The sequence below is a fragment of the Pseudomonas extremorientalis genome, assembly GCF_001870465.1.
GTDB lineage: Bacteria > Pseudomonadota > Gammaproteobacteria > Pseudomonadales > Pseudomonadaceae > Aquipseudomonas > Aquipseudomonas extremorientalis.
Genome location: NZ_MDGK01000058.1, coordinates 19,428 through 45,460 on the forward strand (window position 1 = coordinate 19,428; position 26,033 = coordinate 45,460).

Consider the following 26,033-nt stretch of genomic DNA (forward strand, 5'->3'; position numbering starts at 1 on the left):
AGGCCTTGGGCGCGGTGGTAAGGTAGCATGCAACGGCACAACCTTGCCCCAGGGAGGAGCACCCCATGACCGGCCGTATCATCATCGCCGATGACCACCCGATGTTCCGCGAAGGCATGCTGCGCACCGTGCAGCGCCTGCTGCCGGACGCCCTGGTGCAGGAAGCCGGCGACCTCGACGGTGTGCTCGCGCTGATCAGCGACGGCGGCGAGATCGACACGTTGATCCTCGACCTGCGCTTTCCCGGCCTGACCTGCATGAGCCAACTGGTCGAACTGCGCCAGCAATTGCGGCGCACCACGCTGATCGTGGTATCGATGGTGGACGACCCGGCACTGATCGACCAAGTCATGGCCCTGGGCGCGGACGGGTTCATCGGCAAGAACATTGCCCCCGAAGAGATCGGCCAGGCGCTGCTGGCGATCCGCGAAGGCGAAGTACTGGTCAAGTTCGCTCCCTCTGGCCTGCTGCCACTGGACACCCATACCCTCACCGCCCGCCAGCAAGACGTGCTGCGTCTGATCGCCCAGGGCAAGACCAACAAGGAAATCGCCAGGGCCCTGGATATCTCGCCGTTTACCGTGCGTATCCATGTGTCGTCGCTGCTGCGTACGCTGGGTGTGCCCTCGCGGGCGGCGGCCGCCGTGAAGTATGCCGGGGAGTTCCAGTGACCAGCCGTGCGTAAGCCCCGCTGCATCCGATATTTATGCTCACTTCCCAGCTTAATAATATTTTATTAATAACCGCCCTCCCCCTAGCCTTGAAGTCATGCCAACGCTGAATCCAACGGCATTACGCAAGGACAGAGGACATGACTGAAGCAATAACAAAAACAGACACGCTGGTGGTGGGCGCCGGCCAGGCTGGCGTGGCCATGAGCGAGCATCTGAGCAAGCAAGGCGTGCCCCACCTGGTGCTGGAGCGCAGCCGCATCGCCGAGCGCTGGCGCACCGGGCGCTGGGATTCACTGGTGGCCAACGGGCCGGCGTGGCATGACCGCTTTCCCGGCCTCGCATTCGACACCGTCGCCCCGGACGGCTTTGCACCGAAGGAACGCGTGGCCGATTACTTTGAAGCCTACGCCCGCAAGTTCAACGCGCCGATTCGCACCGGCGTCGAGGTGCTGTCCGTGGTACGCAATGTCGGCCGCCCCGGCTTCACCGTGCACACCAGTGAAGGTGTGATCGAAGCCAACCGGGTGGTGGCCGCGACCGGACCATTCCAGAAACCGGTGATCCCGGCGATTGCGCCGAAAGATACGGCCCTGCACCAGATCCACTCCGCCGAGTATCGCAACCCCGCGCAACTGCCGACCGGCGCCGTGCTGGTGGTGGGCGCCGGCTCATCCGGCGTGCAGATTGCCGATGAATTACAGCGTTCCGGGCGCCAGGTGTACCTCTCCGTCGGCGCCCACGACCGCCCGCCCCGCGCCTATCGCAACCGCGATTTCTGCTGGTGGCTGGGGGTGCTGGGTGAGTGGGACCAGGCGGCGATGAAGCCCGGCCGCGAGCACGTGACCATTGCGGTCAGCGGCGCGCACGGCGGCAAGACCATCGACTTCCGCGAGCTGGCCCAGCAAGGCATGACCCTGGTGGGCCTGACCCAGGCGTTCAAGGGCAGCGTCGCCACGTTCCAGCCGAACCTGGTGGAAAACCTGGCACGCGGCGACGAAAACTACCTGGCCCTGCTGGATGCCGCCGATGCCTACATCGAACGCAACGGCCTGGACTTGCCCCTGGAGCCCGAAGCCCGTCGCGTCTTCCCAGATGCGGACTGCATCAAGAACCCGATTCTGGAACTGGACCTGGCCAAGGCCGGTGTTACCTCGATCATCTGGGCCACCGGTTTTGCCGTGGACTACAGCTGGCTGAAAGTCGCAGCCTTCGACGAGGCCGGCAAGCCCCGGCACCAACGCGGCGTGTCCAGCGAGGCCGGAGTCTACTTCCTCGGGTTGCCGTGGCAGTCGCGCCGGGGGTCGTCGTTCATCTGGGGCGTGTGGCACGACGCCAAATACGTCGCCGACCACATCGCCATCCAGCGTCAATACCTTGAATACCGCGAAGCCGCCCCGCTGGCTCGCCCATCCCCTGTCAACGCCTGAGCCGTCATTGTCGGAGTTTTCTTGATGCCCACTCACACCCGAATCCGCATGTTCAACACTAAAGAAACCTACCCCAACCAGAGCCTGGACAACGACCTGTGCCAGGCCGTGCGCGCCGGCAATACCGTGTATGTGCGCGGCCAGGTTGGTACCGATTTCGAGGGTAACCTGATCGGCCTTGGCGACCCACGCGCCCAGGCCGAGCAAGCGATGAAAAACGTCAAGCAACTGCTGGAAGAGGCCGGTTCCGACCTGTCGCATATCGTCAAGACCACCACCTACCTGATCGACCCGCGCTACCGCGAGCCGGTGTACCAGGAGGTTGGCAAGTGGCTCAAGGGCGTGTTCCCGATCTCCACCGGGCTGGTGGTGTCGGCCCTCGGCCAGCCACAGTGGCTGATGGAAATCGATGTGATCGCCGTTATTCCCGAGTGAGGAGCCGCACATGACCTTTTCAATCGTCGGTCGGTGCGCCGAAACCGGCCAACTGGGCATTGCCATCAGCTCCTCGAGCATTGCCGTGGGCGCCCGCTGCCCTTGGTTGCGGCCCGGAGTGGGAGCGGTGTCGACCCAGAACATTACCTTGCCGGCGTTGGGCCCGGACGTGCTGGACCTGCTGGAGCAAGGCCTGGCCCCTGCCGACGCCCTCGACAAAGCGCTGACTCGCAACGGCTACAGCCAGTACCGGCAACTGACGGCGATTGATCACCTGGGACGCAGCGTGCATTTCAGCGGCAGTGAAACCCTCGGCACGCACAACGCGGTATCGGGCGAGCAGTGCGTGGCGGCGGGCAACATGCTGGCCGACCGCGCGGTGATCGAGGCAATGGTCAGCGCTTTCGAGCAGGGCGAAGGCCAATTGGCCGACCGACTGCTGGCGGCCATGCACGCCGCGATTGCCGCCGGTGGCGAAGCCGGCCCGGTGCACTCTGCCGCACTGGTGGTGGTGGGCGAACTGACCTGGCCGATCATCAACCTGCGGGTGGATTGGGCCGATGAACAGCCGATCCTTGCACTGCAAACACTCTGGGACGCCTACCGTCCGCAGGTGCAGGACTACATTGACCGCGCCCTCGCCCCGGACCGCTCCCCCGGTTACGGCGTGGCCGGAGATGACCGATGAATACCAGCCGCGAACTGCTGCAGACGCTGGTTGCGTTCGACACCACCAGCCGTGAATCCAACCTGAAACTGATCGAGTTCGTGCGGGACTACCTGGCGGGCTTCGGAGTGGCCTGCGAGTTGGTCTACAACCCGGAACGCAGCAAGGCCAACCTGTTTGCCAGCGTTGGCCCGGTGGAGTTGCCCGGCATTGTGCTGTCGGGGCATACCGATGTAGTGCCGGTGGACGGCCAACCCTGGACCGTGCCGCCGTTCGAGCTGACCGAGCGCGACGGCAAGCTGTTTGGCCGTGGCACCGCCGACATGAAGGGCTATATCGCCTGCGTACTGGCGCTGGTGCCGGCACTGGTTGCAGCGCCGCTGCGGGTGCCGGTGCACATCGCCCTGTCCTATGACGAAGAAGTCGGTTGCCTGGGCGTGCGTTCGTTACTCGCGGTGCTGGAGCAACGCCCGGTCAAACCCATGCTGTGCATCATCGGCGAACCCACCGAACTCAAGCCGGTGCTCGGGCACAAGGGCAAGTTGGCGATGCGTTGCGATGTACATGGCGAGGCGTGTCACTCCGCCTATGCGCCGTATGGAGTGAATGCGATTGAACATGCCGCCGAGTTGATCGGTGAGTTGGGGCGAATTGGCCAGCGCCTGCGCGATACCCAGGACGCACGGTTTGACCCGCCGTTCAGCACGGTGCAGACCGGGGTGATCAGTGGCGGCAAGGCCCTCAACATCGTGCCGGCGGACTGCAGGTTTGATTTCGAAGTGCGCGCGTTGCCGTCGCAAGACCCGTCCGAGGTGGCGGACGAGTTGAAGGCTTACGCTGAGCAGCAGGTGTTGCCACGCATGCAGGCGGTGAGCGCGCAAAGTGCGATCCGGTTTACCGAGTTATCGGCGTATCCCGGGTTGGTCACCGACGAGCGCAGCCAGGCGGCGCAGTTGATTGCCGCGTTTTCCGGTTCACGGGAATTCGGCACGGTGGCGTTTGGCACCGAGGGTGGTCTGTTTGATGCGGTGGGCATTCCCACGGTGGTGTGCGGGCCCGGCAGCATGGACCAGGGGCATAAGCCGGATGAGTTCGTGGGTGTGGAACAGCTCGACGGCTGTGATCGGATGTTGCAGCGGATGCTGGCAACATTGCTGTAGCACGTCCGAGCTGAAGTATCCCGCCTCTGAATAAGGGTGAAACACTTGAAACGGGGCTTTATCCAATGATCAGGAACCGAGCCTGTTGAGTCGCCACCTATTGTCGCCATCAACTCATAGGTCCGATTATGCCAAGTATCCATTCATCTTCCACTCCTTCGTCACTTCAAGGAGCACATCAGGCGTTGCACGTGCGCACTCTTGACAACGTGCTGCACAAAACCGGGATGCGCTTCACGATACAACTGCATGACTACCAAGGCGCGCAAAAGATCTTCGATGAACTCGCCAGGTCAAAAGACATCGGTGTCAAACAACAATCTGACGTCTATGATCTCAATGATTTTGGTGGCGGGTTTGGTATGTACAACACACTTCATTTCAGTTTCAAACCTGACGCACGTGACGGTACCTTCAGCCTTGCCTTACAGATGAGAATCAGTGATTTCCATCGAGAGTTCCAACAAAAGCTTGATGAGGCCGGCATCAGGAATTACGCCCCATCAGAATAAAGATTGATTGTTCCCTGGTGTCGCAAAGAAACGCATCCTCAGGACGAATTTGATCCATCTGTGAGTAGCAGTCCGGCCAGGAGACACCCAGTACCCTGCGAGAATTCACGATGTAAAACATTCAACCCTCTTTCCCACGTTCTGCGTGAGAACGATCATGTCAGCCGAGCAAGCGGGCGAGTTCTTCGCGGCAGTAGTCGACAAATAGCTGCACCGGCTTGGTCAGCGGTGCGCGGCGCAGCCATACCGCTGACAGGCCGGAACCGGTGACGGTCTCGGCCAACGGCACACACACCACCTTCTGCCCATCGTAGGTGTACTCGGTGAACGGCTTGGTCACCAGAATCGAAAACCCGAACCCCCGCCCCACCATGCCCCGCACCATCTCGATCGACGGCGAGCTGAACACGATATTCGGCGTCAGCCCGCGCTCTTCGAAAATGCTCACGAAGTAGGTGCGGCTGGGCAGCACGTCCAGCAGGATCATCGGTTCCAGCACCAGGTCTGCCAGCGACACCCTGGCCTGTTGCGCAAAGCGATGATCGGCCGGCAAGAGCGCATAGGGCTGCTGCGGCGGCATCAACGGGGTGGTTTCGATCGTCGCGCCCAGGTCGTGCTCGAACAGCATGGCCACGTCGATACTGCCCGCCGTCAGCGCCTGCACCAGCTCCTGTTGTTCGCCATCGCGGATACGGATTTCCACCCCCGGCCAGCGCGCCTTGAAACCGGCGATCAGACGCGGCAGGTACAGCGGCGCCACGGTTTCAAAGCAGCCGATATCGATCTGCCCCGCCACCACGTCATTGTCCGCCAGGGCGTTCTGCTCGAACTCGTGGGCCACCCGCAACAGCTCCAGCGCCTTGCGATAGAAGCGTGCGCCGCTGGGCGTCAGCGACACGCCCTGGGCGTGATGACGGATAAACAATTGCACGCCAAAGCTGTCTTCCAGCTGCTTGATCGCCGTGGACACCGACGGCTGCGCGATATACAGCTTGCGCGACGCCTCGGCGACGCTGCCGCACTCGGCCGTGGTGACGAAATATCTGAGCTGGCGCAGGTTATAGGCAGCCATCGGGACCTCCAGAAACGTGGGGCTTCGCCCGTCAATCAGGTGTAGGCAACATACCGGAGCGCGACAAGACGCGAGCTATATTTTTTAAGGTCTATAGCAACAAACTTACTAATTTACCTCCCCGCGCCCATTGCAGATGATCACGCCAACAACAAAGCGCCGCGCAGGTGGCGCACAGCGAAGTACGTCAACGTACTCACCTTGCCTTGGAGCTCGTCATGGTTACCACTGCAACATCCTCCGCCCCGCTTATCGAAAAACACACGATTGGATACGTGCCCCCGGAAGACCGCCATGGGAAGGTCAGAGACCTGTTCACCCTGTGGTTCGGCGGCAACATCGCGCCGTTGCCGATCGTCACGGGGGCGCTGGGGGTGCAACTGTTCCACCTCAACCTGCTCTGGGGCATCGTCGCGATCCTCGTCGGCCACCTGGTCGGCGGGGTGTTGATGGCGTTGCACTCGGCCCAGGGCCCGCAGATGGGCATCCCGCAAATGATCCAGAGCCGTGCCCAGTTCGGCTCACTCGGTGCCCTGCTGGTGGTGGTGATTGCCGGCGTCATGTACATCGGCTTTTTCGCCTCCAACATCGTACTGGCTGGCAAGTCCCTGCACGGCGTGGTCGACGCCGTGCCCGTGCCGGTGGGCATCGTGATCGGCGCCATCGGCTCCGGCATCATCGGCATCATCGGTTATCGCTTCATCCACGTGCTCAACCGCATCGGCACCTGGGTGCTCGGCGCCGGGATTGTGCTGGGGTTCGGCTACATCTTCACCCATGTACAGACCACCGACTTCCTGACCCGCGGTGAATTCAACATCTCCGGTTGGCTGGCAACGGTGTCCCTGGCGGCGCTGTGGCAAATCGCATTCGCGCCCTACGTCTCCGACTACTCGCGCTACCTGCCGGCCGACGTGCCAGTCGCCTCCACCTTCTGGACCACCTACCTCGGCTCGGCCCTGGGCTCCAGCCTGTCGTTCATCTTCGGCGCCGTCGCCGTACTCGCCACCCCGGTCGGCATGGACACCATGGACGCCGTCAAACTCGCCACCGGCGCCATCGGTCCATTGATGCTGGTGCTGTTTCTGCTCAGCGTGATCAGCCACAACGCGCTCAACTTGTATGGTGCGGTGCTGTCGATCATCACCCTGGTGCAGACCTTTGCGTACCGCTGGATTCCCACCGCCAAAAGCCGTGCGGTGATCTCGATCCTGGTGTTGGCGGCCTGTGCGATTGCGGCGGTGTTTGCCTCCAAGGATTTCATCGGCCATTTCGTCGACATGGTGCTGGTGCTGCTGGTGGTGTTGGTGCCGTGGACAGCGATCAACCTGATCGACTTCTACGCGATCCACAAAGGCCAGTACGACATTGCCTCGATCTTCCGCGTGGATGGCGGGATCTATGGGCGATACAACCCACAGGCATTGCTGGCCTATGCGGTGGGGATCGTGGTGCAGATTCCGTTCATGAACACACCGCTGTATGTGGGGCCGATTTCGGCGCACATCAACGGGGCGGACCTGTCCTGGGTGGTGGGCTTGGTGGTGACGTCGCCGTTGTACTTCTGGCTGGCGAGTCGGGACAGCGCGTATAAGCGCCGGATGGACGGGGGGAAGTTGGTGGGTGGGGTTTGATGTACCCGCTGTGAGTTGAGTGATGAGGTCACTGTGGCGAGCGGGNGCGGTGTGCCAGGCAGGTCTCCTGTGCTGAATTTGGGGCTGCTTCGCAGCCCAACGCGGGGCAAGCCCGCTCGCCACAGGGGATCTGTGTCGCTCGGGTCGATGTTTGTCTATCATGTGGCCTCTCGCTCAATGCCTCAGGAAACGCCCATGCCCGCCCTCACTTTGCGCAACGCCCTCCCCGCCGACGCCACCCGTTGCTTTGAAATCGAGATCGGCGCGTACGAAGGCGACGAAGCCGCCACCCTGGAAAAGATCGGCACGCGTATTGCGCAATACCCGCAAGGCTTTCTGATCCTGGAAGCGGCTGGCGAAGTGGTGGGTTTCATCAACTGCGGCTGCGCCCACCACGTGGTGATGTCGGACGAGACGTTCAAGGAGTTGGTCGGCCATTCGGCCGACGCGCCGAATGTGGTGATCATGTCGGTGGTGGTCGACCCGGTGCACCAGGGCAAGGGCTATTCGAAAATACTGATGACCGAGTTTGTGCAGCGCATGCGCGGCATGGGCAAGCAGACGATTCATCTGATGTGCAAGGAGCAACACGTGCCGCTGTATGAGCGCATGGGCTACCAGTATGTGCAGCCGTCGCCATCGGATCACGGTGGCATGGCGTGGCATGAAATGGTGATGGTGTTCTAGACCCCAGGGTTAATGCAGCACTTGTGTGTCCGGACGTAAGCCAGTCACGGGCAGTAAAAGACGCCAATGTATTTCAGCATGCAAATACCTGATCTAGATGCACCCACTCTGATACTCCACCTGCATCGGCAAACAAAAAACCGGACATGTCGTACAGCCACGCAAGCCATTGCATGAGTGCACCCGGTAGCGGTTTCACCTCGTTACATCCGCCGAAAACCGCCTGATTGAACAGCCTTTGCACGCTCTGTAGCCTCTGATGCAACCCGCCAGACAGGTGCTGACGGGTTGGTTTTTTTCACTATCAGAGAGGTATTGCCATGTCTTCAATCAACGGCTTCAACCCTTACACCGCTGCCTATCAAGCGCTTGCAACACACATCGACAACGACCAGGCACGCCACAACCCCTTGGATGACACCGCCGGGGATGATGCCGAAGTGTTCGACCCCAATACGCAAAGCTGGCAACCCACCCAGGCGGCGGGCAAAGGGCAACATACGCCGCTGGGCAATCCGTACCGCGAACCAATGGATTTTGAGATCAAGGCCGATAACATGGGAGGATGGCAGCGCGCATAAGCCAGACGAGAACCCGTGATGACAGCCCACTACATTGAAGTCAGCGACCAGCCCAACCCCGACGCGGAGCGTATCCTCGGCGCCGGCTTGGCGACGTTCAATGAGGCCATCACGGGCTATAACGACCGGCGCTTGCTGGCGGTGCTGATCAAGGATCCCGACACCCGGAAAATCCTTGGCGGTATCACCGGCAAAACCACGCTGGGCACGGCGTTTCTCGATCTGTTCCACCTGCCCGACACGTTGCGCGGCTCAGGCCTGGGTAGTCAGTTGCTGCATGCCTTTGAAGAAGAGGCCCGGCGCCGTGGCTGTCGCAATGCGGTGCTGTACACCCTGAGTTTCCAGGCGCCGGCGTTTTACGAGAAGCATGGCTGGGTGCGCTTTGGCGAGATTCCATGCGAACCGGACGGCAGCAGCCGGGTGTTCCTGTCTAAATCGCTGTGATGTTTTACCAGCTCCCTGACGCCCCGCCGCCGCCACTGGAACCACCGCCGCCGGATGAACTGCTGCTGGAACTGGACCGGGAGCTGCCGGAGCTGGAACCGGAACCACCGCCCGACCCCGAGCCGCCCTCGGAAATACTCTGGATAAACACAATAAACGCCACGATGGTCGCAGCCGGTATCGCCACTATCCAGCCCTGGTAACCCTGCCCCAGCAACATCCCCACGGCCACATAGACCGCCAGCACCACCAACACACGCAGGATGAAAAAGCGTGGGCGTTTTTTCCAGGATTCACGGATGACGAAAAACAGCCCCACGTACAATCCCAGCACCATGGCGCTGCCAAACGGCCACACCAGCCAATGGACGAAGTTGACCTCGACGAAGTGGTTCGCCACCAGCACCGCGACGATGTACGCCAGCAGTCCCAACACGCTGTAAAACACCCCACGCGCCAACCACAGTGCGCCGAATGTGGCGCCGCCGATCAGCAACGTCAGCGGCACTACAAACAGGTACATCGGCCAATCGCGCCCGCCGCCATAGATCGCCAGAAGCGCAGTCACTACCGCGGTGGCAATCAACGCGCGGCGCCAATGCAGCTTGCCGGCGGCGATGAGCACACCGCCGATGGCTCCGGTGGCAAACGCCAGCAGTATCGCAATGAACTGCGGATTGAGCCCCGGCGCCGCAATCGCAGGCAAGTCACCGCCGTCGACCAGCACCACCAGATCGTTCACGCCCTGGGAGACACCGCCCGCGAAATCGCCCTGGCGAAACGCCGGCGTGATGTGTTCTTCGATGATGCGATGGGCCAGCAGGTCGGTCACCGTGCCCTCCAGGCCGTAGCCCACTTCGATACGCACCTTGCGATCGTCCTTGGCCACCACCAGCAGGATGCCGTCGTTGATGTCCTTGCGCCCCAGCTTCCAGGCACGGAACAGCTGGTTGGCGTAGTCCTCGATACTCGCGCCGCCAGTGGTGGGCACCAGCAGCACCGCAATTTGCGCGCCTTTGCGCTGTTCAAGGTCGGCGAGCTGGTTTTTCAGACCGGTGGCGGTGGCGGCATCCAGGGTGTTGGTGAGGTCGATCACCCGTTGGTCGAGGGCCACGCCGATGGGCGAATCCTCTGCATGGGCGGTGCTCAACAGGCCGATGAGCACCAGCCCCACCAGGCCCAGGATCGATTGCCGAAAAATCGCCATCATGCTTTGTTACCTGAAGTTTCTTCCTGAAGGCGCCGACTTTACCTTATCAACGCTATAACGCGTGACCCCACGGCGTTGACTATCTAAACTGCGCACATACATAGCAATACGCCATAACCGAGAAGCCGATGGATCTACGTCAGCGCAACAACGTCAATATAATGGGCACCGGCGCGTCGACCCTGGTGTTCTCCCATGGTTTTGGCTGCAACCAGGCCATGTGGAACTACCTGGCACCGCATTTCCTCGAGCGTTTTCGTGTGGTCCTGTACGACCTCGTCGGCGCAGGCCTGTCGGACCTGAGCGCGTACGACAAAGACAAATACAGCACGCTGGACGGCTATGCCCGGGACCTCAATCAGATCATCGACGCCCATGCCGCAGGTCCGGTGATTCTGGTGGGTCACTCGGTCAGCGCGATGATCGGCACCCTCGCCGACCGCCAGGCACCGGGACGGATCGCCGCCCACGTGATGATCGGCCCGTCGCCGCGCTATATCGATGAAGACGGCTATATCGGCGGTTTCAAGCGTAGCGATATCGAAGACCTGCTCGACACCCTCGACAGCAACTACCTCGGCTGGTCCAGCGCCATGGCCCCGGTGATCATGGGCGCGCCTGATCAGCCCGCGCTGGGCGAAGAGTTGACCAAGAGTTTCTGCCGCACCGAGCCGGATATCGCCAAGCAATTCGCACGGGTGACGTTCATGTCGGACAACCGCCAGGATGTGATCGGCCTGGCCACCCCGGTGCTGATCCTGCAATCGACCGACGACCTGATCGCCCCGGTGGCTGTCGGCGAATACCTGCACAGCGTGTTGCCCAACAGCACCTATCACCTGGTGGACAACGTCGGCCACTGCCCGCACATGAGCGCGCCCCAGGCTTGCGCGGCGGCCATGGACAGCTTCCTTGCGCCGTGGGCAGCTGCACGTGCCAGCTGATCTATTCGATAGCGCCGCTTGCGCACTGGCCGTCACCTCGGAAGATGGCACCCTGGTGCAAACCAACGCACGCTTCAGCGAATGGCTGGGGTTCAGTGCCGCCGAGCAGTGCGGCAAGCGCTTCCAGGACCTGCTGACCATGGGCGGCCGGATTTTCCACCAGACCCACCTGGCGCCCATGTTGCGCATGCATGGCAGCGTCACCGAAGTGAAGCTGGACATGCTGCACCGTGACGGCCACAAGATCACCGTGCTGCTCAACGGCAACAAGCGCGAGCAGGCCGACGCTACGGTGTACGACCTGGCCCTGTTCGGCACCACCGACCGCGACAAGTACGAACGCGAGCTGCTCAACGCACGCAACCTGGCCGAAGCCCTGCTGCAGGAAAAAACCGCCACCGAACTGGCCTTGCAGCAAGCCCAGGCCGAACTGCGCGAGGCCTATGCCATCGCCCAGCGCCGCGCACTGTTCGCCGAGCAGATGGTGGCGATTGTCAGCCACGACCTGAAAAACCCGCTCACCGCCATCCGCATGGCCTCCGACTTTCTCAGCCGCAGCGAACGCACGGCCAAGGAGCGCCAGTTGCTGGGGCACATCGGCCAGTCGTCCGAACGCGCCCAACGCATGATCGCCGACCTGCTTGACTTCACCCAGGCCCGGGTCGGCCAGGGCATCTCCATCAAGGCCCTGCCGTTGGACTTGCATGGCGTGATTCATCGCACCGTGGACGAACTGCGCGTGGCGTTTCCCAAGGCGACGTTGGAACATCACGCAGAAGGCCATGGCGACGCCTGCCTGGATGCCGACCGCGTGCAGCAGATCATCGGCAACCTGGTGGCCAACAGCGTGGCCTATGGCGACCTGCAACGACCGATCCGGATTACCTCACGCCTGGGCGTTGGCGGCTGCGAAGTGGCGGTACACAACCACGGCGCGGCCATTCCCGAAGCGTTGCTGGCCGGGCTGTTCGAACCCATGACCCGAGGTACCGACCAGGGCAGTGATGTGCGAAGCGTGGGCCTGGGCCTGTATATCGTGCGCGAGTTGGCCAAGGTGCACGGCGGGGATGTGGCGGTGAGTTCCTGCGCCACCGGCGGCACCACCTTCACCGTGACGTTTCAGAACACGTAGGCGCTGCCTTGCATCACCGGCTCGACACTGCCGGTCAGCACCACACCGCCCTCACCCGCCCAGTGCACGGTCACGATGCCGCCGTCGCACTCCACCTGCACCGTGGCATCCAGCAACCCTCGCCGGATCCCATTGACCACCGCGCCGCAGCAGCACGAGCCGGAGCCCAGCGGCACGCCGCCGCCACGCTCCCAGATGCGCAGGCGGATACGGCCACGGTCCAGCACCTGCACGAAATGCACATTGGTCTTGTCCGGGAACAACCGATGTTTTTCCAGCGCAGGGCCCACGGCGGCGACGTCGATTGTGGTGAGGTTATCCACGAAAAACGTACAGTGCGGGTTGCCCATGCTGCACGCGGCCGGGTCGCCCTCGATAGGCAGAACAAGCGTATCCATGGCCTCGGCCAACGGCACTGCATGCCAGTCCAGCGACGGCTCGCCCATGTTCACCGAGACTTGCCGCCCGGTGGCACGCACGCAGGTCAGCAGGCCCCGGTCGGTACGCAACAGCACCGAATCCGTAGCGGCCTCATGCATCAAGCGATCAGCCACGCCACGGGTCGCGCTGCCGCAGGTGGCCAGCGGCGTACCGTTGGGGTTCCAGAACTTGATGCGCGCGGCGGCATCATCGCAGTCGAGTACCACGGCAAGCTGGTTGAAACCGATACCGGTGTGACGGTCGCCCAGGCGGCGGGCGATCTGCGCGGTGATGGGATCGTGCAAGCCACGGCGGTCGATGATGATGAAGTCATCGCCATGGGCGTGCATTTTCACGAACGGCAAAAGCATCGGTTGTCCTGTGGTCGACCTGTGGGGGAACTGAAGGATACTCTGAACCGGCCCACTCTTTTGAGACCCACCTATGCTAATTGTCTTCAGCGGCCTGCCCGGCACCGGCAAAACCACGATTGCCCGCGAACTCGCACGCCAGACCGCGGCGGTTTACCTGCGTATCGACGTGATTGAACAGGCTATACGCGAGGCCGGTGTGCTGGCGGGGGACGTGGGTGCCAGCGGTTATGGCGTGGCGAATGCACTGGCGCTGAGCAGTCTGCAACTGGGCCATACCGTGGTGGCGGACTGCGTAAATCCAGTCAGGGAAAGCCGGCAAGCGTGGAAGGCCGTCGCTGTAGCAGCAAAGGCGGCATTACTGAATGTTCGGGTGATCTGCTCAGACCAGCAGGAACATCAACGACGGGTGGAAACCCGCACGGGGGATATTCCCGGACTGGTTCCGCCCTCCTGGGCGTCTGTGTTGGCGCATGAGTATGAGGTTTGGGATGAAGTGCCCTTGACGCTCGATACCGCCTGCATGACACCGGAGCAAGCCGTGACAACAACGATGGCGAACCTCACCTCTGTGGCGAGCGGGCTTGCCCCGCGTTGGGGCGCGAAGCGGCCCTGAAACCAGGCAATGCGTTCTGACAGGGGAAATGCAGGGGCTTACCGGGGCTGCTGCGCAGCCCAACGCGGGGCAAGCCCGCTCGCCACAACAGGCCCGCTCGCCACGAGGTTGAGCCGCCTACAACACGCTGCCCATCGCCTTCATCAACACCAGGTCCCGGCGGTAGATATCCGGCGCGTACACCAACCCGCCCTCACGGTTGACCTCAACCGTCCAGTAACTCAACAACACCGGCACCGGCGTGGCCAGCCTGAATTCGTGGGTCACGCCGGTGGCCAGCAGTTCATCGGTGCGCGCGCGTTCGGCCGGGCTCACCAGCAGATCGCGCAGGAGCAGCGGTTGCTCGACCCGCACACACCCCGAACTGAACGCCCGTGGCCCTTTGGTGAACAGCGGCTGGCTCGGCGTGTCGTGCAGGTACACCGAGTACGGGTTAGGAAAGCGCATCACGATCTTGCCCAGCGGGTTGCGCGGGCCAGCTTCCTGGCGCAGCAGGATGTTGCCCGGGCGCGCCCAGTCGATCTGTTCCGGCGCCAGCGGGTGGCCTTCGGCATCGAGCACTTGCAGGTTCTGTTGGCGCAGGTATTCAGGGTTGAGGCGGATGGCCGGGAGTTTGTCCTCGCGCATGATGGTGGGCGGGATGGTCCAGGTGGGGTTGAGGGTCAGCCGGGTAATACGCGATTTGAGCAATGGCGTCTGGCGCTCGGCGCGGCCCACTTGCAGGCGGGTCTGCCACACCGGGATGCCGCTCTGGTACACGCTCAATTGCGCCGCCGCGACGTTGACCAGCACGCCCTCGGGCTCCAGGTCCTGGGCCAGCCAGCGGAAGCGTTCGAGGTTGATGCGCAGTTGCTCGCGACGGATCGCCGGGCTGATATTGAGCTCGGCCACCGTACCGGCGCCGATCACGCCGTCGGCCTGCAACGAATGACTCAGCTGGAAGGCCTTGACCGCCTTGACCAACTCGTCACCGTACTGCCTGCCGCCGGGGGCCTTGGCCAGGTAACCCCCGCCGATCAGGCGCCGCGCCAGTTCCGGTACGCGCGGGTCGTCCATCCCGGGGCGCAACAGCGGGCCGTTGGCGACCGGGTCCCAATGCGGCAATGGTTGCTGGCGCACAGTGGCATAGGCATTGCGCAGGCTACGGTAGAGGTCCGCGCTGGGGCGAGCCTGATCGAATGCCTGGGCCATGTCTTGCAGGCCGGTGGCGGCAAACGCCAGCACTTCAATATTGGGGTCGCGGGTCGGCGGCTGGGAATGCCACAACGGCTCGAAGCGCGATTGCTGCAGGCGCCCGTAGTGCAGATCCTGCAGGGCTTGCAGGTAGTGCTGGCTGCTGGCGATGTCGCTGCACAGCACGTTGGCCGTGGCATCTGGCGCAGGCAGGCTATAGTGGGTGGGGTCCAGGCCGTCATCGGCAAGCATCAGCAACTGAGATTGCAGGGCTTGCCGGCGCTCGTCGGCGGACCACAGTGGCCCATTACCCTGCTGCTGGTAGAACGCTTGCAGACGCAGTTGGGCAGCCGCGTCAATCTGCGGCACCAGGCTGGGGCAGACGCTCGGCAGTTGCGCCAAGGCCTGCTGCACGGGTGCCAGGTCGACCGGTGCGGGCGTGGTCACCGACAACGGCTCGACCGGCAGCGCATCGGCTGTCGCGACCAATGGTGCAACGAGCAGGCAAATGCTCAAGTAACATGCGTGTTTTTTGAACAATTGACCTGGCTCCAATCCACAGCGGGGGGATACTTTGTAGATGCTGACTTTTATGCGCCGCCTCGGCTTGATGACCGTGACGTTGGCTACGCTGAGCAATTTTGCGCTCGCCGCCAATCAGACCTCTCCTAACTTGTATAGCAGCCTGGCGCGCTCGGCTCCAGAACTCAATCCCACTGTCCTCAAAAGCGCCCTGAACGCGGTGCAGTGCGCAGTCAATAACGGCGAAGAGCGTTCCGAACGCCTGGCGGTCATTGACTACTCCCAGCCTTCCACCGCCCGTCGGCTGTGGATCTTCGATTTGCGCAAGAAGACCCTGGTACTGCGCGACCTGGTGGCCCACGGCGCCAAGTCCGGGGAAAACTTCGCCACCCAGTTTTCCAACCTGGAAGGCAGCCACCAGTCCAGCCTGGGTCTGTTCCGCACCCAGGAAAGCTACCTGGGCACCCACGGTTACTCGTTGCGCATGGACGGCCTGGAGCCGGGTTTCAACGATCAGGCCCGCGACCGCGCCATTGTGATCCACGCCGCCGACTACGTAAGCCCCCTGTGGAGCAAGCGTGAAGGTCGTATCGGTCGCAGCCAGGGTTGCCCGGCCGTGCGCCCGCAGGTAGCCCGCCAGGTAGTGGACAAGCTCAAGGATGGGCAGTTCATGTTTTCGTGGTACCCCGACCAGCGTTGGTTGAAGTCTTCGACCTACCTCAATTGCAAACCCCAACAGGTGGCGAGTAGTCGTACAATCCGTGGCGGATAGCCTGTCCCCATAGATAAGAGAGCGCCGCATGCTTCTACATAAGTCCACCTGGATCGAGATCAGGCAGTTTCTGGAACGCAGCCGCACGGTGGTGATTCCCATCGGCTCCAATGAGCAGCACGGCCCCACCGGCCTGCTTGGCACCGACTGGATGTGCCCGGAAATCATCGCCCATGAGGCGCAAAAGAGCGCCGACATCCTGATCGGCCCGACCTTCAATATCGGCATGGCTCAGCATCACCTGGGGTTTCCCGGCACCATTTCCCTGCGCCCTTCCACCTTTATCGCCGCGATTGGCGACTGGGTGCGTTCGCTGGCCGGGCATGGTTTCGAGAAAATTCTGTTTCTGAACGGCCATGGCGGCAATATCGCCACGATTGAAGCGGCGTTTTCCGAGCTGTACGCCGAAGCGAGCTTCGCCCGTCGCCCCGCCGGGTTTGCGTTGAAGCTGGTGAACTGGTGGGACCTGGAAGGCGTGACCGACCTGGCCCAGCGCCAGTTCCCGGTGGGCCACGGCAGCCATGCCACGCCGTCGGAGATTGCGGTGACCCAATGGGCCTACCCGGACACGATCAAGACCGCCGACTACTCGCCGCAAATCGCCAACACCGGGCCGATCCGCGAAGCCCTGGACTTCCGCGCGCGCTTCCCGGATGGGCGCATGGGCTCGGACCCGGCGCTGGCGACGGTGGAAAAAGGTGGGGAATTGGTGGCGCTGGCCGCGCAGGGGTTGGTCAAGACAGTGAACAGCTTCAGCAACGAAGCCAAGCCCTGAGCCATACGTAGATCTAGATGTGGGAGGGGTCTTGCCCCCTCCCACATTTGGTTTTATGCATGCCTGGGATTATTGGCAGTCCTTTGCCGCCAGCTCCAGCCGCGACGGCGTAATCGTCGACGCCAACGGCTTGCGCTCATACAAGAACACCTTGGCGCCCTCTCCGGCCTTGTAGGCTTCCAGCACATCATCGGCGGCTATCTTGCTGGTCAGCACTACTTTGGCATGGCGCGAGTTCTGGGTGACGGTCGAGGTGATCCCGTGTTTTTCCAGCTTGGGCAGCACGCACTGCACATAGGCTTCCGGGCTCTTGCCGGTTTGCAGGGTCAGGCTCGGGGCGTTGGGGGCGGTTACACAACCAGCCAACAACAGGGAAGCAATGGCCAAGGCCGGGGCGAAAAAAGCGCGCATGAAAAATTCCTGACTATAAAAATAAAGGTTCACATCAACCGGCACGGACCAACGCTTTGAGCGACGCATCGAACTGCTTCAAGGCATCGAGTTGCACATCACGCTGCTGCTCGATCTGCGCGGCAATCTCCGGCGCGGCCTTGTCATGTACCCACACTGATGGCACCTGCTTGCGCACCGAGCCTTCGGCCTTGGCGATGTACTGCAGGTTCGCGTCGTAGAACCGCGCGATAAAACGCGCCTCCACCACATCGTTACGCTGGGTCAGCAGTTGGTTATGGGTATCGAGCATCACCACCACATCGGGGTGCGCCTGCACCAGGGCGTCCAGGTTGTCGTAGACCGTTACCGACAAAAAGGTGCCTTGCAGCGAGCTCATCAACCAATCGATGGCCAGTTCCGGGTCGGAACTGTTGACGAACGCCTGGCGGATACGTCCGTCGAGGGCATCCTTGGCGCCATTCAAGGCCATATCGTGGTAGCGTTCGAGGTAGCTGAGGTTGTCGCGGGTGTTGTCGCTCAACAACACACCCACTGACTGCGCGTGCTGCAGGGAGTCTACGCTACCGATGATAGGTAGCAAATGGCTGGTATGCAGATCATCGGCGATTGCCGCGTTCTTGATGACCACCGTGCCAAGCATCAGAGCCATCAAAGCCACCTGAATAAACGTCCTCATCGCGCATTTCCTTGAACAGCGTCTCGATGGGGCGATTTTCCGCTTTTCCTGCAAAAACAGAACTTGCGATGCTTGATGGTGACTATTATCTGAACCGATAGTGCTGACATAAAACCTATAAGGACCACGCCATGAAGCCCTACCAGAAAACCTTCGACCGCATCCGCGAAGCCGTACTACCGGAGTTCCGCGAGCGGGTCGCCGATTACCTGGTCGACTATGAACACGTGCTGCAGGACGAGGCGGCGGACGCGGATCGGATCAGCGCCAGTGCCCAGCAACTGCGCGGCTACCTGCGCGGCCTGAACACCACGCGGGTACTGGGCATGGCCGACTGGGAGGAGCTGGACCGCCGTGTGAAAGAGGATTGGCTACGGGTGGTGGAAGCCGAATAACGCGCGAGGCGTATCGATCAGCAAGGCCTGCGCCACCGGTGTCGACCAGCCCAGGGCCTGGCGTTGCTCGATCACTGCGGGGTAGTCGACTGACGTTTCATGCTGGGTGTGTGGCCAGTCACTGCCCCACACCAAGCGGTGCAGACCGAAACTCTGCTGCAGCAACGGCATGGCCTGGCGGGCGAACTCAAGGTTCTGCGCCGGGCTGCCACCCAGGCGATAGATCCCCGAGACTTTCAACCACAACTGACCGCTGAGGCCCAAGTCCAGCAACTCGGCAAAATTGCGCTGGGCGACGCCGAGTCGTGCATCCGGCCGGCCAAAATGGTCGACCACCAGCTTGATCCCGAACGGCAGCAACTGGCGCACCAATTGCGGCAGGTCGGCTACCTCGCGGTGCAATTCCACGTGCCAGCCCAGGGCGACGAGGTGCTCGAAAAAAACCTTCCAGCCGGGCTCGGCAAAGTCTGGCAGCGCCCGGCCCACCAGGTTCAAGCGCACGCCAACCACGCCTGCGCGGGCCATCGCCTGTAAAGCGTCGTGCGGGATATCCCGCTCCAGCACTACCACGCCGCGCAACTGATCCGGGGCTTGCTGCAAAGCGGCCAACAGATAGCCGTTGTCGGTGCCCAGGAAACTGGGCTGTACCAGCACACCGTGGCTCAGGCCATTGGCGTGCAAGTGGCCGAGGTAGTCCGCCAGCGTGGCGTCGTAGCCTGGGGTGTAGCGACGCTCACCGGCCAGGGTCAGCGCCTGGCTGAATACATGGGCGTGGGCGTCGATGCCGGAGATGGAACGGTTATCAAGCATGGGGTCGTCTTTCAAAAGTAAAAAGGATCAGGCCTGGGCGCGCTGGCCGCTCACGACGCGCTCGGCGGGTGCCGCTTCGAGCACGCGGCCACGGGTTTCCGGCAGGCACAGGGCGGCGATCACCGCGACGCCGTAGGCGATCCCGGCATCGATGCCGATGGCCGAGCCGAGGGACATCGAGTCGCTCATATGCCCCACCAGAAAGGGAAACACCGCCGACAGCACGCGCCCGAAGTTGTAGCAAAAGCCCACGCCGGCGCCGCGTACATCCGCCGGGTACAACTCGTTGAACAACGCCCCCAGGCTGGCCGGGATACCGGCGGCGAAGAAGCCCAGCGGGAAGCCAAGGAACAGCATCTGCGTATTGCTCAGCGGCAGGAACACATAGGCCTGCACAGTGATCACGCAGCACAGCGCAAACAGCACGATGTTCTTGCGGCGACCAATGCGGTCGATCAGCCAGCCACTGGCGATGCAGCCACACCAGAAGGCAAAGATGATCACCGCCAGGTAGCCGCCCGAGTTGAGTACCGACAGGTTGCGCTCGGTCTTGAGAAAGGTCGGCAGCCAGGTCATCACCGCATGGTAACCACCGTGGGCACCCAGGCCCAGCAGGCCGCCGAACAGCGTGACGCGGATCAGCTCAGGGCGAAAGATGCCCGCCAGCGACTTGAAGAAACTCTGGGGAATCGCCTGTTCCTTTTGCAGGCGCTGAAAGCTGTCGGGTTCTTCAACGTTACGCCGCACCCAGATAATCAGGAACGACGGCAGCAGGCCCACCACGAACATCACCCGCCAGGCCATGTCCTGGGGCACAAACGAATAGATCAGCGCAAACACCCCGACCGCCACGCCCCAGCCCACGGCCCAGGCGCTCTGCACGGTGCCCATCACTTTGCCGCGATACTTCGGGTTGATGGTCTCGGCCATCAACACCGCGCCCGCCGCCCATTCACCGCCGATGCCGAAGCCTTGCAGCGCCTTGACGATCAGCAGTTGGTGGAAGCCGGTGACGAACGCCGACAAAAACGTGAAGAACGAGAACCACAGGATCATCCACTGCAACGTGCGCACCCGGCCGTAGCGGTCGGATAAGGTACCGCCGACCCAACCGCCGATGGCCGAGGTCACCAGCGTGACGCCACTGATCAGCCCCGCATCGCCCTTGCTCAAGGCGAATGCCGCGATGAGTGCCGGGATCGCCAGGCCGAACATCTGCACTTCCAATGCATCCAGGGACCAGCCGCCGAAGCAGGCCCAGAACGTTTTGCGCTCCCGAGGAGTGACTTGGCGATACCAACTGAACATGATTTTTATCCTTATAGGTCAAACGCGAGGCAGCCGGGCGCGAACCGCGCCACAGCCGGGCCAGTGTTGGGCAAACAGTTAACGGTGCGGGTGTGCGGTCAGCGAATGTCCACGCGGTAGCGGAAGTGTTCGGCATGCCCACGGGAGCGTCGCCACTCCAGGGGCTGGCCAGCGTAGTCGCGGGCCAAGCGCTCGATCACCACCACCGGGCTGTTGACCGGTACTTGCAGCAAGCGCGCGTACACCTCATTGACCGATTCGGCGGTCAGGGTTTCCTCGGCCGAGGCCACCACTTGCCCGCAGACGTCTTCATACACCGGATACAGCAACGGGCCTTGCGCGGCCAGGTCGATGTCGAGCAGCGCCTGGAAGCGTGCGCGCGGTAGCCAGATTTCTTCGGCGAGCAGCGGCTGCACGTCAAACAGACGGGTCCGGACGATGCGGATCACTTGGGCTTCGGGGGCCAGGCCCAGCGCCTCGCTGACCGCCGACGGCGCAGGCACGGACTCGACCGTGAGGATGCGGCTTTGCGGCACCTGACGCTCGCCCGACGGGCCTTGAAAACGGAAAAAGCGAAACAGCGACGACTGGAATTGCGGGCGGCGCACAAAGGTGCCACGGCCCTGCTGACGCTCCAGAATGCCCTCGCTGACCAGTGCATCCACGGCCTTGCGCACGGTACCGGTCGACAGCGCGTACTCGGCGGACAACACCGCTTCGGTGGGAATCGCTTCGCCGGGGCGCCAGCGATTGTTGGCGATCTGCTCGATCAGCTGGTCGCGCAAGCGTTGGTAAAGCGGCAGGCGGGCATCACTGGACAGCGTATTCATGGGGTCACATTCACTTTGTTATGTAGTCATATATATGAATATGACCAGAGTATTCTTCCGCCGGGTGGTGCCTGTCAAGCGCCTCACCGCAGACGGAAGATGAATGGTGGTTACTGCGCCGGGCGTTGTTGCTGCACCCACGCCTGCACGGAGGGCCGCTGCCACTGGCGTTGGGCGTATGCCACCAACTCGGCAGGCACGCTGTCACCGTTGAGGATCAGGCGATTGAGCATCACCGCCAGGTCCACATCAGCGATGGACCACTCACCGAACAAGTACGCCGGATTACCCGCCAACAGCGCCTGGGCCGCACTGATCAACTTCGTTGCCGCCACTTGAGCCACAGGCGACAGTGCGGGCATCTTCTGCCCATAGAACACCACCATCGTCGAGCGCTCCTGACGGATCGGCAGCAAATCGCTGCGCAGCCATGCCTGGACCTGCCGCGCCCTCGCCCGCTGTTTTGGATCGGCCGGATACACCGGCACTTCAGGGTAGGCCTGCTCCAGGTACTCGGTGATCGCCGACGACTCCGACAAGGCGAAGTCGCCCTCCAGCAAGGTCGGTACGCGTTGGGTCAGGGACAGTTGGGCAAAGTCGGCCGCGTGCTGCTGCGCGGCATCCAGGTCCAGGGTAACCGTGTCGAACGCCAGGCCTTTTTCGCGCAGGGTCACGAACACCGACATGGCGTAGGGGCTGGTGTACAGATGATCCACATACAGGCGCATAACGATTCTCCTTGAGGGGGAACACCACGCTACGAGATGCGCCACAAGAAAGACAATGCGCTGTTTTTATGGGGGCATTCCTGGGTGGAATACCGGGTTAACCGGCAAATCCGCCCTCGTCCAGAAAGGCACGTTCCTCATCCGTGGTCTCACGCGCCAACACCTCGTTTCGATGGGGAAAACGCCCGAATTGCTCGATGATGCGCGCATGTTCCTTGGCCCAATGGTAGGTGTTGGTATCCAGTTGCCGGTTCAGGTCCAGGGAGCGCTGTTGATCGGCCGGGTCTTCCGAATGCTCGAACGGCAGGTAGCAGAACGCACGCAATGCCGGTTCGACCTGCCGGTCCAGCCCGGCGTCCACCATGCGCCGCGCATACAGCCGTGCGAGCGGGTCGGTGGCGAACATATGGGCGGTGCCCCGGTAGGCATTGCGCGGGTACTGGTCGAGCAGGATCAGCAACGCCAGGGCACCGTGCGCCGAGTCCAGCCAGCTTTCCAGCTCACGCCGGGCGGCTTGCAGATGCGCGCTGTGGAAAGTGTCGCGGAAGCTGGCGTCGAAAGCAGCGTCCTTGGCAAACCAGCGCTTGGGGCCGGCGTGTTGCCAGAAGTCGATGACATCCTGCGGCGTCGTCATGGTGAGTACCTGGAAAAATGATTTAGCTGACGGTATCAGAATCCAATGTTATAGGATAACACTCCCTTACCACCCTGCCCTGTGATCACGCCCATGACCGACGCTGTTCCCCTGCGCCAACGCCTGCTTTCCATCGACGCCCTGCGCGGCCTGGTGATCCTGTTCATGCTCCTCGACCATGTGCGCGAAACCTTCCTGCTGCACCGCCAGGTCAGCGACCCGATGGCCATCGACAGCACCGAGCCCGCACTGTTTGCCAGCCGCACCCTCGCCCACCTGTGCGCGCCGGTGTTTGTGTTGCTCACCGGGCTGTCGGCCTGGCTCTACGGCCAGAAGTACCAGGGCCGTCGCGATGTGTCGGCGTTCCTGTTCAAGCGTGGGCTGTTCCTGGTGGTGCTGGAGTTCACCCTGGTCAACTTCGCCTGGACCTTCCAACTGCCGCCCAGCGTGATCTATATGCAAGTCATCTGGGCGATTGGCGTGAGCATGATCGCCCTTGCGGCGCTGGTGTGGTTGCCGCGCCCGCTGCTGGTCGTGTTGGCGGTGGTGATCATTGCCGGGCACAACCTGCTGGATGGACTGCACTTCGAGGCCGGTTCGGCACTGCATATTCCGTGGACAATCCTGCATGAGCGCAGTTGGATCGAAGTGGGCGCGTCGCTGCGCCTGCGCGTCACTTATCCGGTGCTACCGTGGATCGGCGTGATCGCCCTGGGCTACAGCCTCGGCCCCTGGTTTGCCAAAGACATGCAGCCGGCGCAGCGCCAGCGTTATCTGTGGCTGGGCGGTGCAAGTGCATTGATAGGGTTCGTGGTAGTGCGAGCGGTCAATGGGTATGGCGAAAAACCATGGCAAGCCTATGACAACGGCGTGCAAACCCTGATGAGCTTTTTCAACATCACCAAGTACCCGCCTTCGTTGTTGTTTCTGGCACTGACGCTGGGGATTGGGCTACTGCTGTTGCTGGCGTTCGAGAAGGCGGGAAGCAAGCGCTGGATCAGCATGCTCGCCACCTTCGGTGCAGCGCCTATGTTCTTCTATCTGCTGCACCTGTACGTGCTGAAAATCCTCTACGTCACGTGTGTGGCACTGTTTGGCCTGACTCACGGCAACTACTTCGGCTTCGACGGCATGGGCGCCATTTGGCTGGTGGCGTTGCTGCTGCCGCTGGCGCTGTACGCGCCGGTACATTGGTTCGCCGGGCTCAAGGCCCGGCGCCGCGACCTGGTCTGGCTCAAGTACCTGTAGAAACTCGATCTATGCGTGAGTCGAGGTGACAAGATCCATTCATGTTGCGACCAGATGCGCATAAAACGCGTGAAACATGAAATACGCACACACCGCCAGCGCCAGGCCCATGCAACGGTTGAACACGGTAAACGCCGACGCCCCGTTGATCCGCCGTCCCAGCATTGCGCCAAGCAACGCATAGAGCCACGGCGCGCCAAACGCGCCAAAAGCCAGCAACGCCGACACCAGTGCAATCGACACCCCGGTGATATGCGCGGCCGGCAGCATGACGCTGGTGATCGGCAACACCGCCATGATGCCCTTGGGGTTGAGCAACTGGATCACCAAGCCGTTCCAGAACGTGAGGGTCTTGGCCGGTGCGGTAGAGACTTTTTCATCGACCACCGTGCGCGCGGTGAACACTTGATAAGCCAGGTACAAGGTGTACACGCCGCCAACCAACGAAACATAGGGCAACGCCACCTGGGAAATGATCGCCTCGCCGGTGTAGCCGAACAGCACGAACAACACCAGCATCGCGCAGCCCACGCCGATGAAAAACCCGGTGGAGCGCCGGAACTGACCGGTGAGCCCGGCGTTGAGGCCCATGAAATTCACGGGGCCGGGGCTGTACATGACGCTGAAGGCGTAGAGGAAGATGTCCATGGAAGACCTGCAGTAGAAAGAGTGTGGCGAGTCTACTGAGGGGAGATGGGGGGATTCTTGTATGTTTGTGGTTGGGCTGGATGGGGAGGCTGCGCATCGGAGCGGGAGCAAGCTCACTCGCCACAGGTATAGTGTTTGCCGGATCCTTCAGGACAAAACCAGACATGGATGTATTCACCCAAGGCAGTTGCCTCTGCGGCGCAATCACTTATCACGTTTCGACACCGCTCAAGGCCGTCACCCACTGCCACTGCAAAAAATGCCAGAAAGGGCATGGCGCTGCGTTCGCGACGTATGCCAGCGCGCGCCGATCAGAAGTGACGATCCGGGCTGTGCGTGACACGCTGAAAAGCTATGAATCTTCGCCAGGTATCACCCGTCAATTCTGCTCGGAATGTGGTTCATCGCTGTTCTGGAGCGACGCTGAAGGAAAGTATCCAGAGTGGATTTCGATTGCGCTGGGCACGCTCGATACCCCCTTCAAGGTAAAGAACCAGGCGCACAGTTGCATTGAGTCCAAGGCACCCTGGCTTGGTGGACAGTTCCTTTGAGTCCGCTCAACGCAAACGTCTCGATACGCAAACTGGAGCAACTCCCGGCGCAGATCCGAGCCCTCGAAGCGCAGGCAGTCGCCGAAGGCTTCCGGTTCCTGACACGATTGATCACGGAGTGGGAAGACGGCTCCAATCGATTTGATCGGCCGGGTGAATGCTTTCTGGGAATGTTTTGTGACGGGCGGTTGATCGCCGTCGGTGGTCTTTCTTGTGATCTCGTCGCGGGATCAGGGGTTGGACGGCTTCGCCGGGTATACGTAGAACGTACTTACCGTGGGCGACAGGCTGGTAAGGCCTTGGTGGTGCAACTGCTGGAAAATGCTGCCGTGCATTTTCACAAAGTACGTCTGTCCACCGACACATCGGAGGCCGCAGCTTTTTATGTTCGATGCGGTTTTGATCAGGTGGCTGATGACACCGCCACCCACGTAAAAAGCTTGAAAAACGGCTGAAACGGATGCTGCCGGCTGCGCAACACACAATAAAAATGGGGATCGTCGAGCTTCAGCGAGGCTACGATGGAGGTGTGTCAGCGGCATCTCTATCGGCAGTGCCGCCGT

Annotated in this window: 30 protein-coding genes and 1 pseudogene; 19 read left to right on the plus strand and 12 right to left on the minus strand. The window is 61.9% G+C overall.

Features of this window, described 5'->3' with window-relative positions:
• Positions 1-65 precede the first annotated feature (65 nt).
• The 6 genes and pseudogenes from BFN10_RS23700 (at position 66) to BFN10_RS23725 (ending at position 4,875) form a co-directional block, all read left to right on the plus strand.
• On the plus strand, positions 66-671 hold the full coding sequence (locus BFN10_RS23700; RefSeq protein ID WP_071491720.1) for a LuxR C-terminal-related transcriptional regulator: 606 nt from the start codon (positions 66-68) through the stop codon (positions 669-671).
• Between the two features lie 97 nt (positions 672-768).
• A pseudogene (locus BFN10_RS23705) lies at positions 769-2,101 on the plus strand (flavin-containing monooxygenase).
• 24 nt (positions 2,102-2,125) lie between these two features.
• Positions 2,126-2,536 (plus strand): RidA family protein, encoded by a 411-nt coding sequence (locus BFN10_RS23710; RefSeq protein WP_016969085.1) that lies wholly within the window; start codon positions 2,126-2,128, stop codon positions 2,534-2,536.
• A gap of 10 nt (positions 2,537-2,546) precedes the next feature.
• Positions 2,547-3,224, plus strand: coding sequence for a DUF1028 domain-containing protein (locus BFN10_RS23715; protein WP_071491722.1), 678 nt, complete (start codon positions 2,547-2,549; stop codon positions 3,222-3,224).
• Complete coding sequence (argE, locus tag BFN10_RS23720) at positions 3,221-4,363, plus strand: acetylornithine deacetylase (protein WP_071491723.1); 1,143 nt, start codon at positions 3,221-3,223, stop codon at positions 4,361-4,363. Before BFN10_RS23715 ends, argE begins: the two co-directional genes overlap by 4 nt.
• Positions 4,364-4,554: 191 nt before the next feature.
• Positions 4,555-4,875 carry a hypothetical protein gene (locus BFN10_RS23725; protein WP_130898105.1) on the plus strand — a complete coding sequence of 107 codons (321 nt, stop codon included), beginning with the start codon at positions 4,555-4,557 and terminating at the stop codon, positions 4,873-4,875.
• Positions 4,876-5,035: 160 nt separating this feature from the next.
• Here the strand turns inward: BFN10_RS23725 and BFN10_RS23730 are convergent, their stop codons facing one another.
• Positions 5,036-5,947 (minus strand): LysR family transcriptional regulator, encoded by a 912-nt coding sequence (locus BFN10_RS23730; protein ID WP_071491725.1) that lies wholly within the window; start codon positions 5,945-5,947, stop codon positions 5,036-5,038.
• A gap of 218 nt (positions 5,948-6,165) precedes the next feature.
• Between BFN10_RS23730 and BFN10_RS23735 the strand changes: the two genes are divergently transcribed.
• The 4 genes from BFN10_RS23735 (at position 6,166) to BFN10_RS23750 (ending at position 9,293) form a co-directional block, all read left to right on the plus strand.
• Complete coding sequence (locus BFN10_RS23735; RefSeq protein WP_071491726.1) at positions 6,166-7,581, plus strand: purine-cytosine permease family protein; 1,416 nt, start codon at positions 6,166-6,168, stop codon at positions 7,579-7,581.
• A gap of 195 nt (positions 7,582-7,776) precedes the next feature.
• A complete protein-coding gene (locus BFN10_RS23740; RefSeq protein WP_071491727.1) occupies positions 7,777-8,268 on the plus strand; it encodes a GNAT family N-acetyltransferase in 492 nt (163 codons plus the stop codon).
• Positions 8,269-8,588: 320 nt separating this feature from the next.
• Positions 8,589-8,849, plus strand: a complete 261-nt coding sequence (locus BFN10_RS23745; RefSeq protein WP_071491728.1) for a hypothetical protein — start codon at positions 8,589-8,591, stop codon at positions 8,847-8,849.
• An 18-nt stretch (positions 8,850-8,867) separates the two neighbouring features.
• Positions 8,868-9,293: a GNAT family N-acetyltransferase gene (locus BFN10_RS23750; protein WP_071491729.1), complete on the plus strand. Its 426-nt coding sequence runs from the start codon at positions 8,868-8,870 to the stop codon at positions 9,291-9,293.
• A gap of 4 nt (positions 9,294-9,297) precedes the next feature.
• Here the strand turns inward: BFN10_RS23750 and BFN10_RS23755 are convergent, their stop codons facing one another.
• A complete protein-coding gene (locus BFN10_RS23755) occupies positions 9,298-10,503 on the minus strand; it encodes a TPM domain-containing protein (RefSeq protein ID WP_071491730.1) in 1,206 nt (401 codons plus the stop codon).
• Positions 10,504-10,631: 128 nt separating this feature from the next.
• Here BFN10_RS23755 and BFN10_RS23760 point away from each other — a divergent pair, with 128 nt between their 5' ends.
• Positions 10,632-11,447, plus strand: a complete 816-nt coding sequence (locus BFN10_RS23760; RefSeq protein WP_071491731.1) for an alpha/beta fold hydrolase — start codon at positions 10,632-10,634, stop codon at positions 11,445-11,447.
• Positions 11,437-12,579, plus strand: coding sequence for a PAS domain-containing sensor histidine kinase (locus tag BFN10_RS23765; RefSeq protein ID WP_071492032.1), 1,143 nt, complete (start codon positions 11,437-11,439; stop codon positions 12,577-12,579). The genes BFN10_RS23760 and BFN10_RS23765 overlap by 11 nt, the downstream gene beginning before the upstream one ends.
• Here the strand turns inward: BFN10_RS23765 and dapF are convergent.
• The gene (gene dapF, locus BFN10_RS23770; protein ID WP_071491732.1) at positions 12,567-13,370 is read right to left on the minus strand and encodes a diaminopimelate epimerase; all 804 of its coding nucleotides are present in this window, start codon (positions 13,368-13,370) and stop codon (positions 12,567-12,569) included. The two genes, BFN10_RS23765 and dapF, sit on opposite strands and share 13 nt — an antisense overlap.
• Before the next feature lie 73 nt (positions 13,371-13,443).
• On the opposite strand from dapF, the gene BFN10_RS23775 reads away from it, so the two are divergent.
• Complete coding sequence (locus tag BFN10_RS23775; protein WP_071491733.1) at positions 13,444-13,986, plus strand: P-loop nucleotide/nucleoside kinase family protein; 543 nt, start codon at positions 13,444-13,446, stop codon at positions 13,984-13,986.
• Positions 13,987-14,103: 117 nt separating this feature from the next.
• On the opposite strand, the gene BFN10_RS23780 is transcribed toward BFN10_RS23775, so the two are convergent.
• Positions 14,104-15,699: a L,D-transpeptidase family protein gene (locus BFN10_RS23780; protein ID WP_071491734.1), complete on the minus strand. Its 1,596-nt coding sequence runs from the start codon at positions 15,697-15,699 to the stop codon at positions 14,104-14,106.
• 40 nt (positions 15,700-15,739) lie between these two features.
• Here BFN10_RS23780 and BFN10_RS23785 point away from each other — a divergent pair, with 40 nt between their 5' ends.
• Together BFN10_RS23785 and BFN10_RS23790 are read left to right on the plus strand one after the other, a co-directional pair.
• On the plus strand, positions 15,740-16,453 hold the full coding sequence (locus BFN10_RS23785) for a murein L,D-transpeptidase catalytic domain family protein (RefSeq protein WP_071491735.1): 714 nt from the start codon (positions 15,740-15,742) through the stop codon (positions 16,451-16,453).
• 28 nt (positions 16,454-16,481) lie between these two features.
• Positions 16,482-17,228, plus strand: a complete 747-nt coding sequence (locus BFN10_RS23790) for a creatininase family protein (RefSeq protein ID WP_071491736.1) — start codon at positions 16,482-16,484, stop codon at positions 17,226-17,228.
• Positions 17,229-17,297: 69 nt separating this feature from the next.
• Here the strand turns inward: BFN10_RS23790 and BFN10_RS23795 are convergent, their stop codons facing one another.
• Both BFN10_RS23795 and BFN10_RS23800 read right to left on the minus strand, forming a co-directional pair.
• Positions 17,298-17,639 carry a hypothetical protein gene (locus BFN10_RS23795; protein ID WP_071491737.1) on the minus strand — a complete coding sequence of 114 codons (342 nt, stop codon included), beginning with the start codon at positions 17,637-17,639 and terminating at the stop codon, positions 17,298-17,300.
• 34 nt (positions 17,640-17,673) lie between these two features.
• On the minus strand, positions 17,674-18,318 hold the full coding sequence (locus BFN10_RS23800; protein ID WP_071491738.1) for an ATPase: 645 nt from the start codon (positions 18,316-18,318) through the stop codon (positions 17,674-17,676).
• Between the two features lie 131 nt (positions 18,319-18,449).
• Between BFN10_RS23800 and BFN10_RS23805 the strand changes: the two genes are divergently transcribed.
• Positions 18,450-18,713, plus strand: coding sequence for a hypothetical protein (locus BFN10_RS23805; protein ID WP_071491739.1), 264 nt, complete (start codon positions 18,450-18,452; stop codon positions 18,711-18,713).
• Here the strand turns inward: BFN10_RS23805 and BFN10_RS23810 are convergent.
• The 5 genes from BFN10_RS23810 to BFN10_RS23830 form a co-directional block, all read right to left on the minus strand.
• A complete protein-coding gene (locus tag BFN10_RS23810; protein ID WP_071491740.1) occupies positions 18,690-19,523 on the minus strand; it encodes an amidohydrolase family protein in 834 nt (277 codons plus the stop codon). The two genes, BFN10_RS23805 and BFN10_RS23810, sit on opposite strands and share 24 nt — an antisense overlap.
• Before the next feature lie 27 nt (positions 19,524-19,550).
• Entirely contained in the window at positions 19,551-20,831 is a 1,281-nt protein-coding gene (locus BFN10_RS23815; protein ID WP_071491741.1) for an MFS transporter, read from the minus strand.
• A gap of 98 nt (positions 20,832-20,929) precedes the next feature.
• Positions 20,930-21,661: a GntR family transcriptional regulator gene (locus BFN10_RS23820; RefSeq protein WP_071491742.1), complete on the minus strand. Its 732-nt coding sequence runs from the start codon at positions 21,659-21,661 to the stop codon at positions 20,930-20,932.
• Between the two features lie 110 nt (positions 21,662-21,771).
• A complete protein-coding gene (yfcF, locus tag BFN10_RS23825; RefSeq protein WP_071491743.1) occupies positions 21,772-22,389 on the minus strand; it encodes a glutathione transferase in 618 nt (205 codons plus the stop codon).
• Positions 22,390-22,486: 97 nt separating this feature from the next.
• Positions 22,487-23,023, minus strand: coding sequence for a DUF924 family protein (locus BFN10_RS23830; protein ID WP_071491744.1), 537 nt, complete (start codon positions 23,021-23,023; stop codon positions 22,487-22,489).
• 93 nt (positions 23,024-23,116) lie between these two features.
• On the opposite strand from BFN10_RS23830, the gene BFN10_RS23835 reads away from it, so the two are divergent.
• The gene (locus BFN10_RS23835) at positions 23,117-24,271 is read left to right on the plus strand and encodes an acetyltransferase domain-containing protein (RefSeq protein ID WP_071491745.1); all 1,155 of its coding nucleotides are present in this window, start codon (positions 23,117-23,119) and stop codon (positions 24,269-24,271) included.
• 39 nt (positions 24,272-24,310) lie between these two features.
• Here BFN10_RS23835 and BFN10_RS23840 read toward each other — a convergent pair whose 3' ends face one another.
• Entirely contained in the window at positions 24,311-24,919 is a 609-nt protein-coding gene (locus BFN10_RS23840; protein ID WP_071491746.1) for a LysE family translocator, read from the minus strand.
• Between the two features lie 164 nt (positions 24,920-25,083).
• On the opposite strand from BFN10_RS23840, the gene BFN10_RS29035 reads away from it, so the two are divergent.
• Complete coding sequence (locus BFN10_RS29035) at positions 25,084-25,470, plus strand: GFA family protein (RefSeq protein WP_083351464.1); 387 nt, start codon at positions 25,084-25,086, stop codon at positions 25,468-25,470.
• Positions 25,467-25,925 (plus strand): GNAT family N-acetyltransferase, encoded by a 459-nt coding sequence (locus BFN10_RS23845; RefSeq protein WP_071491747.1) that lies wholly within the window; start codon positions 25,467-25,469, stop codon positions 25,923-25,925. Before BFN10_RS29035 ends, BFN10_RS23845 begins: the two co-directional genes overlap by 4 nt.
• The last annotated feature ends 108 nt before the right edge of the window (positions 25,926-26,033 follow it).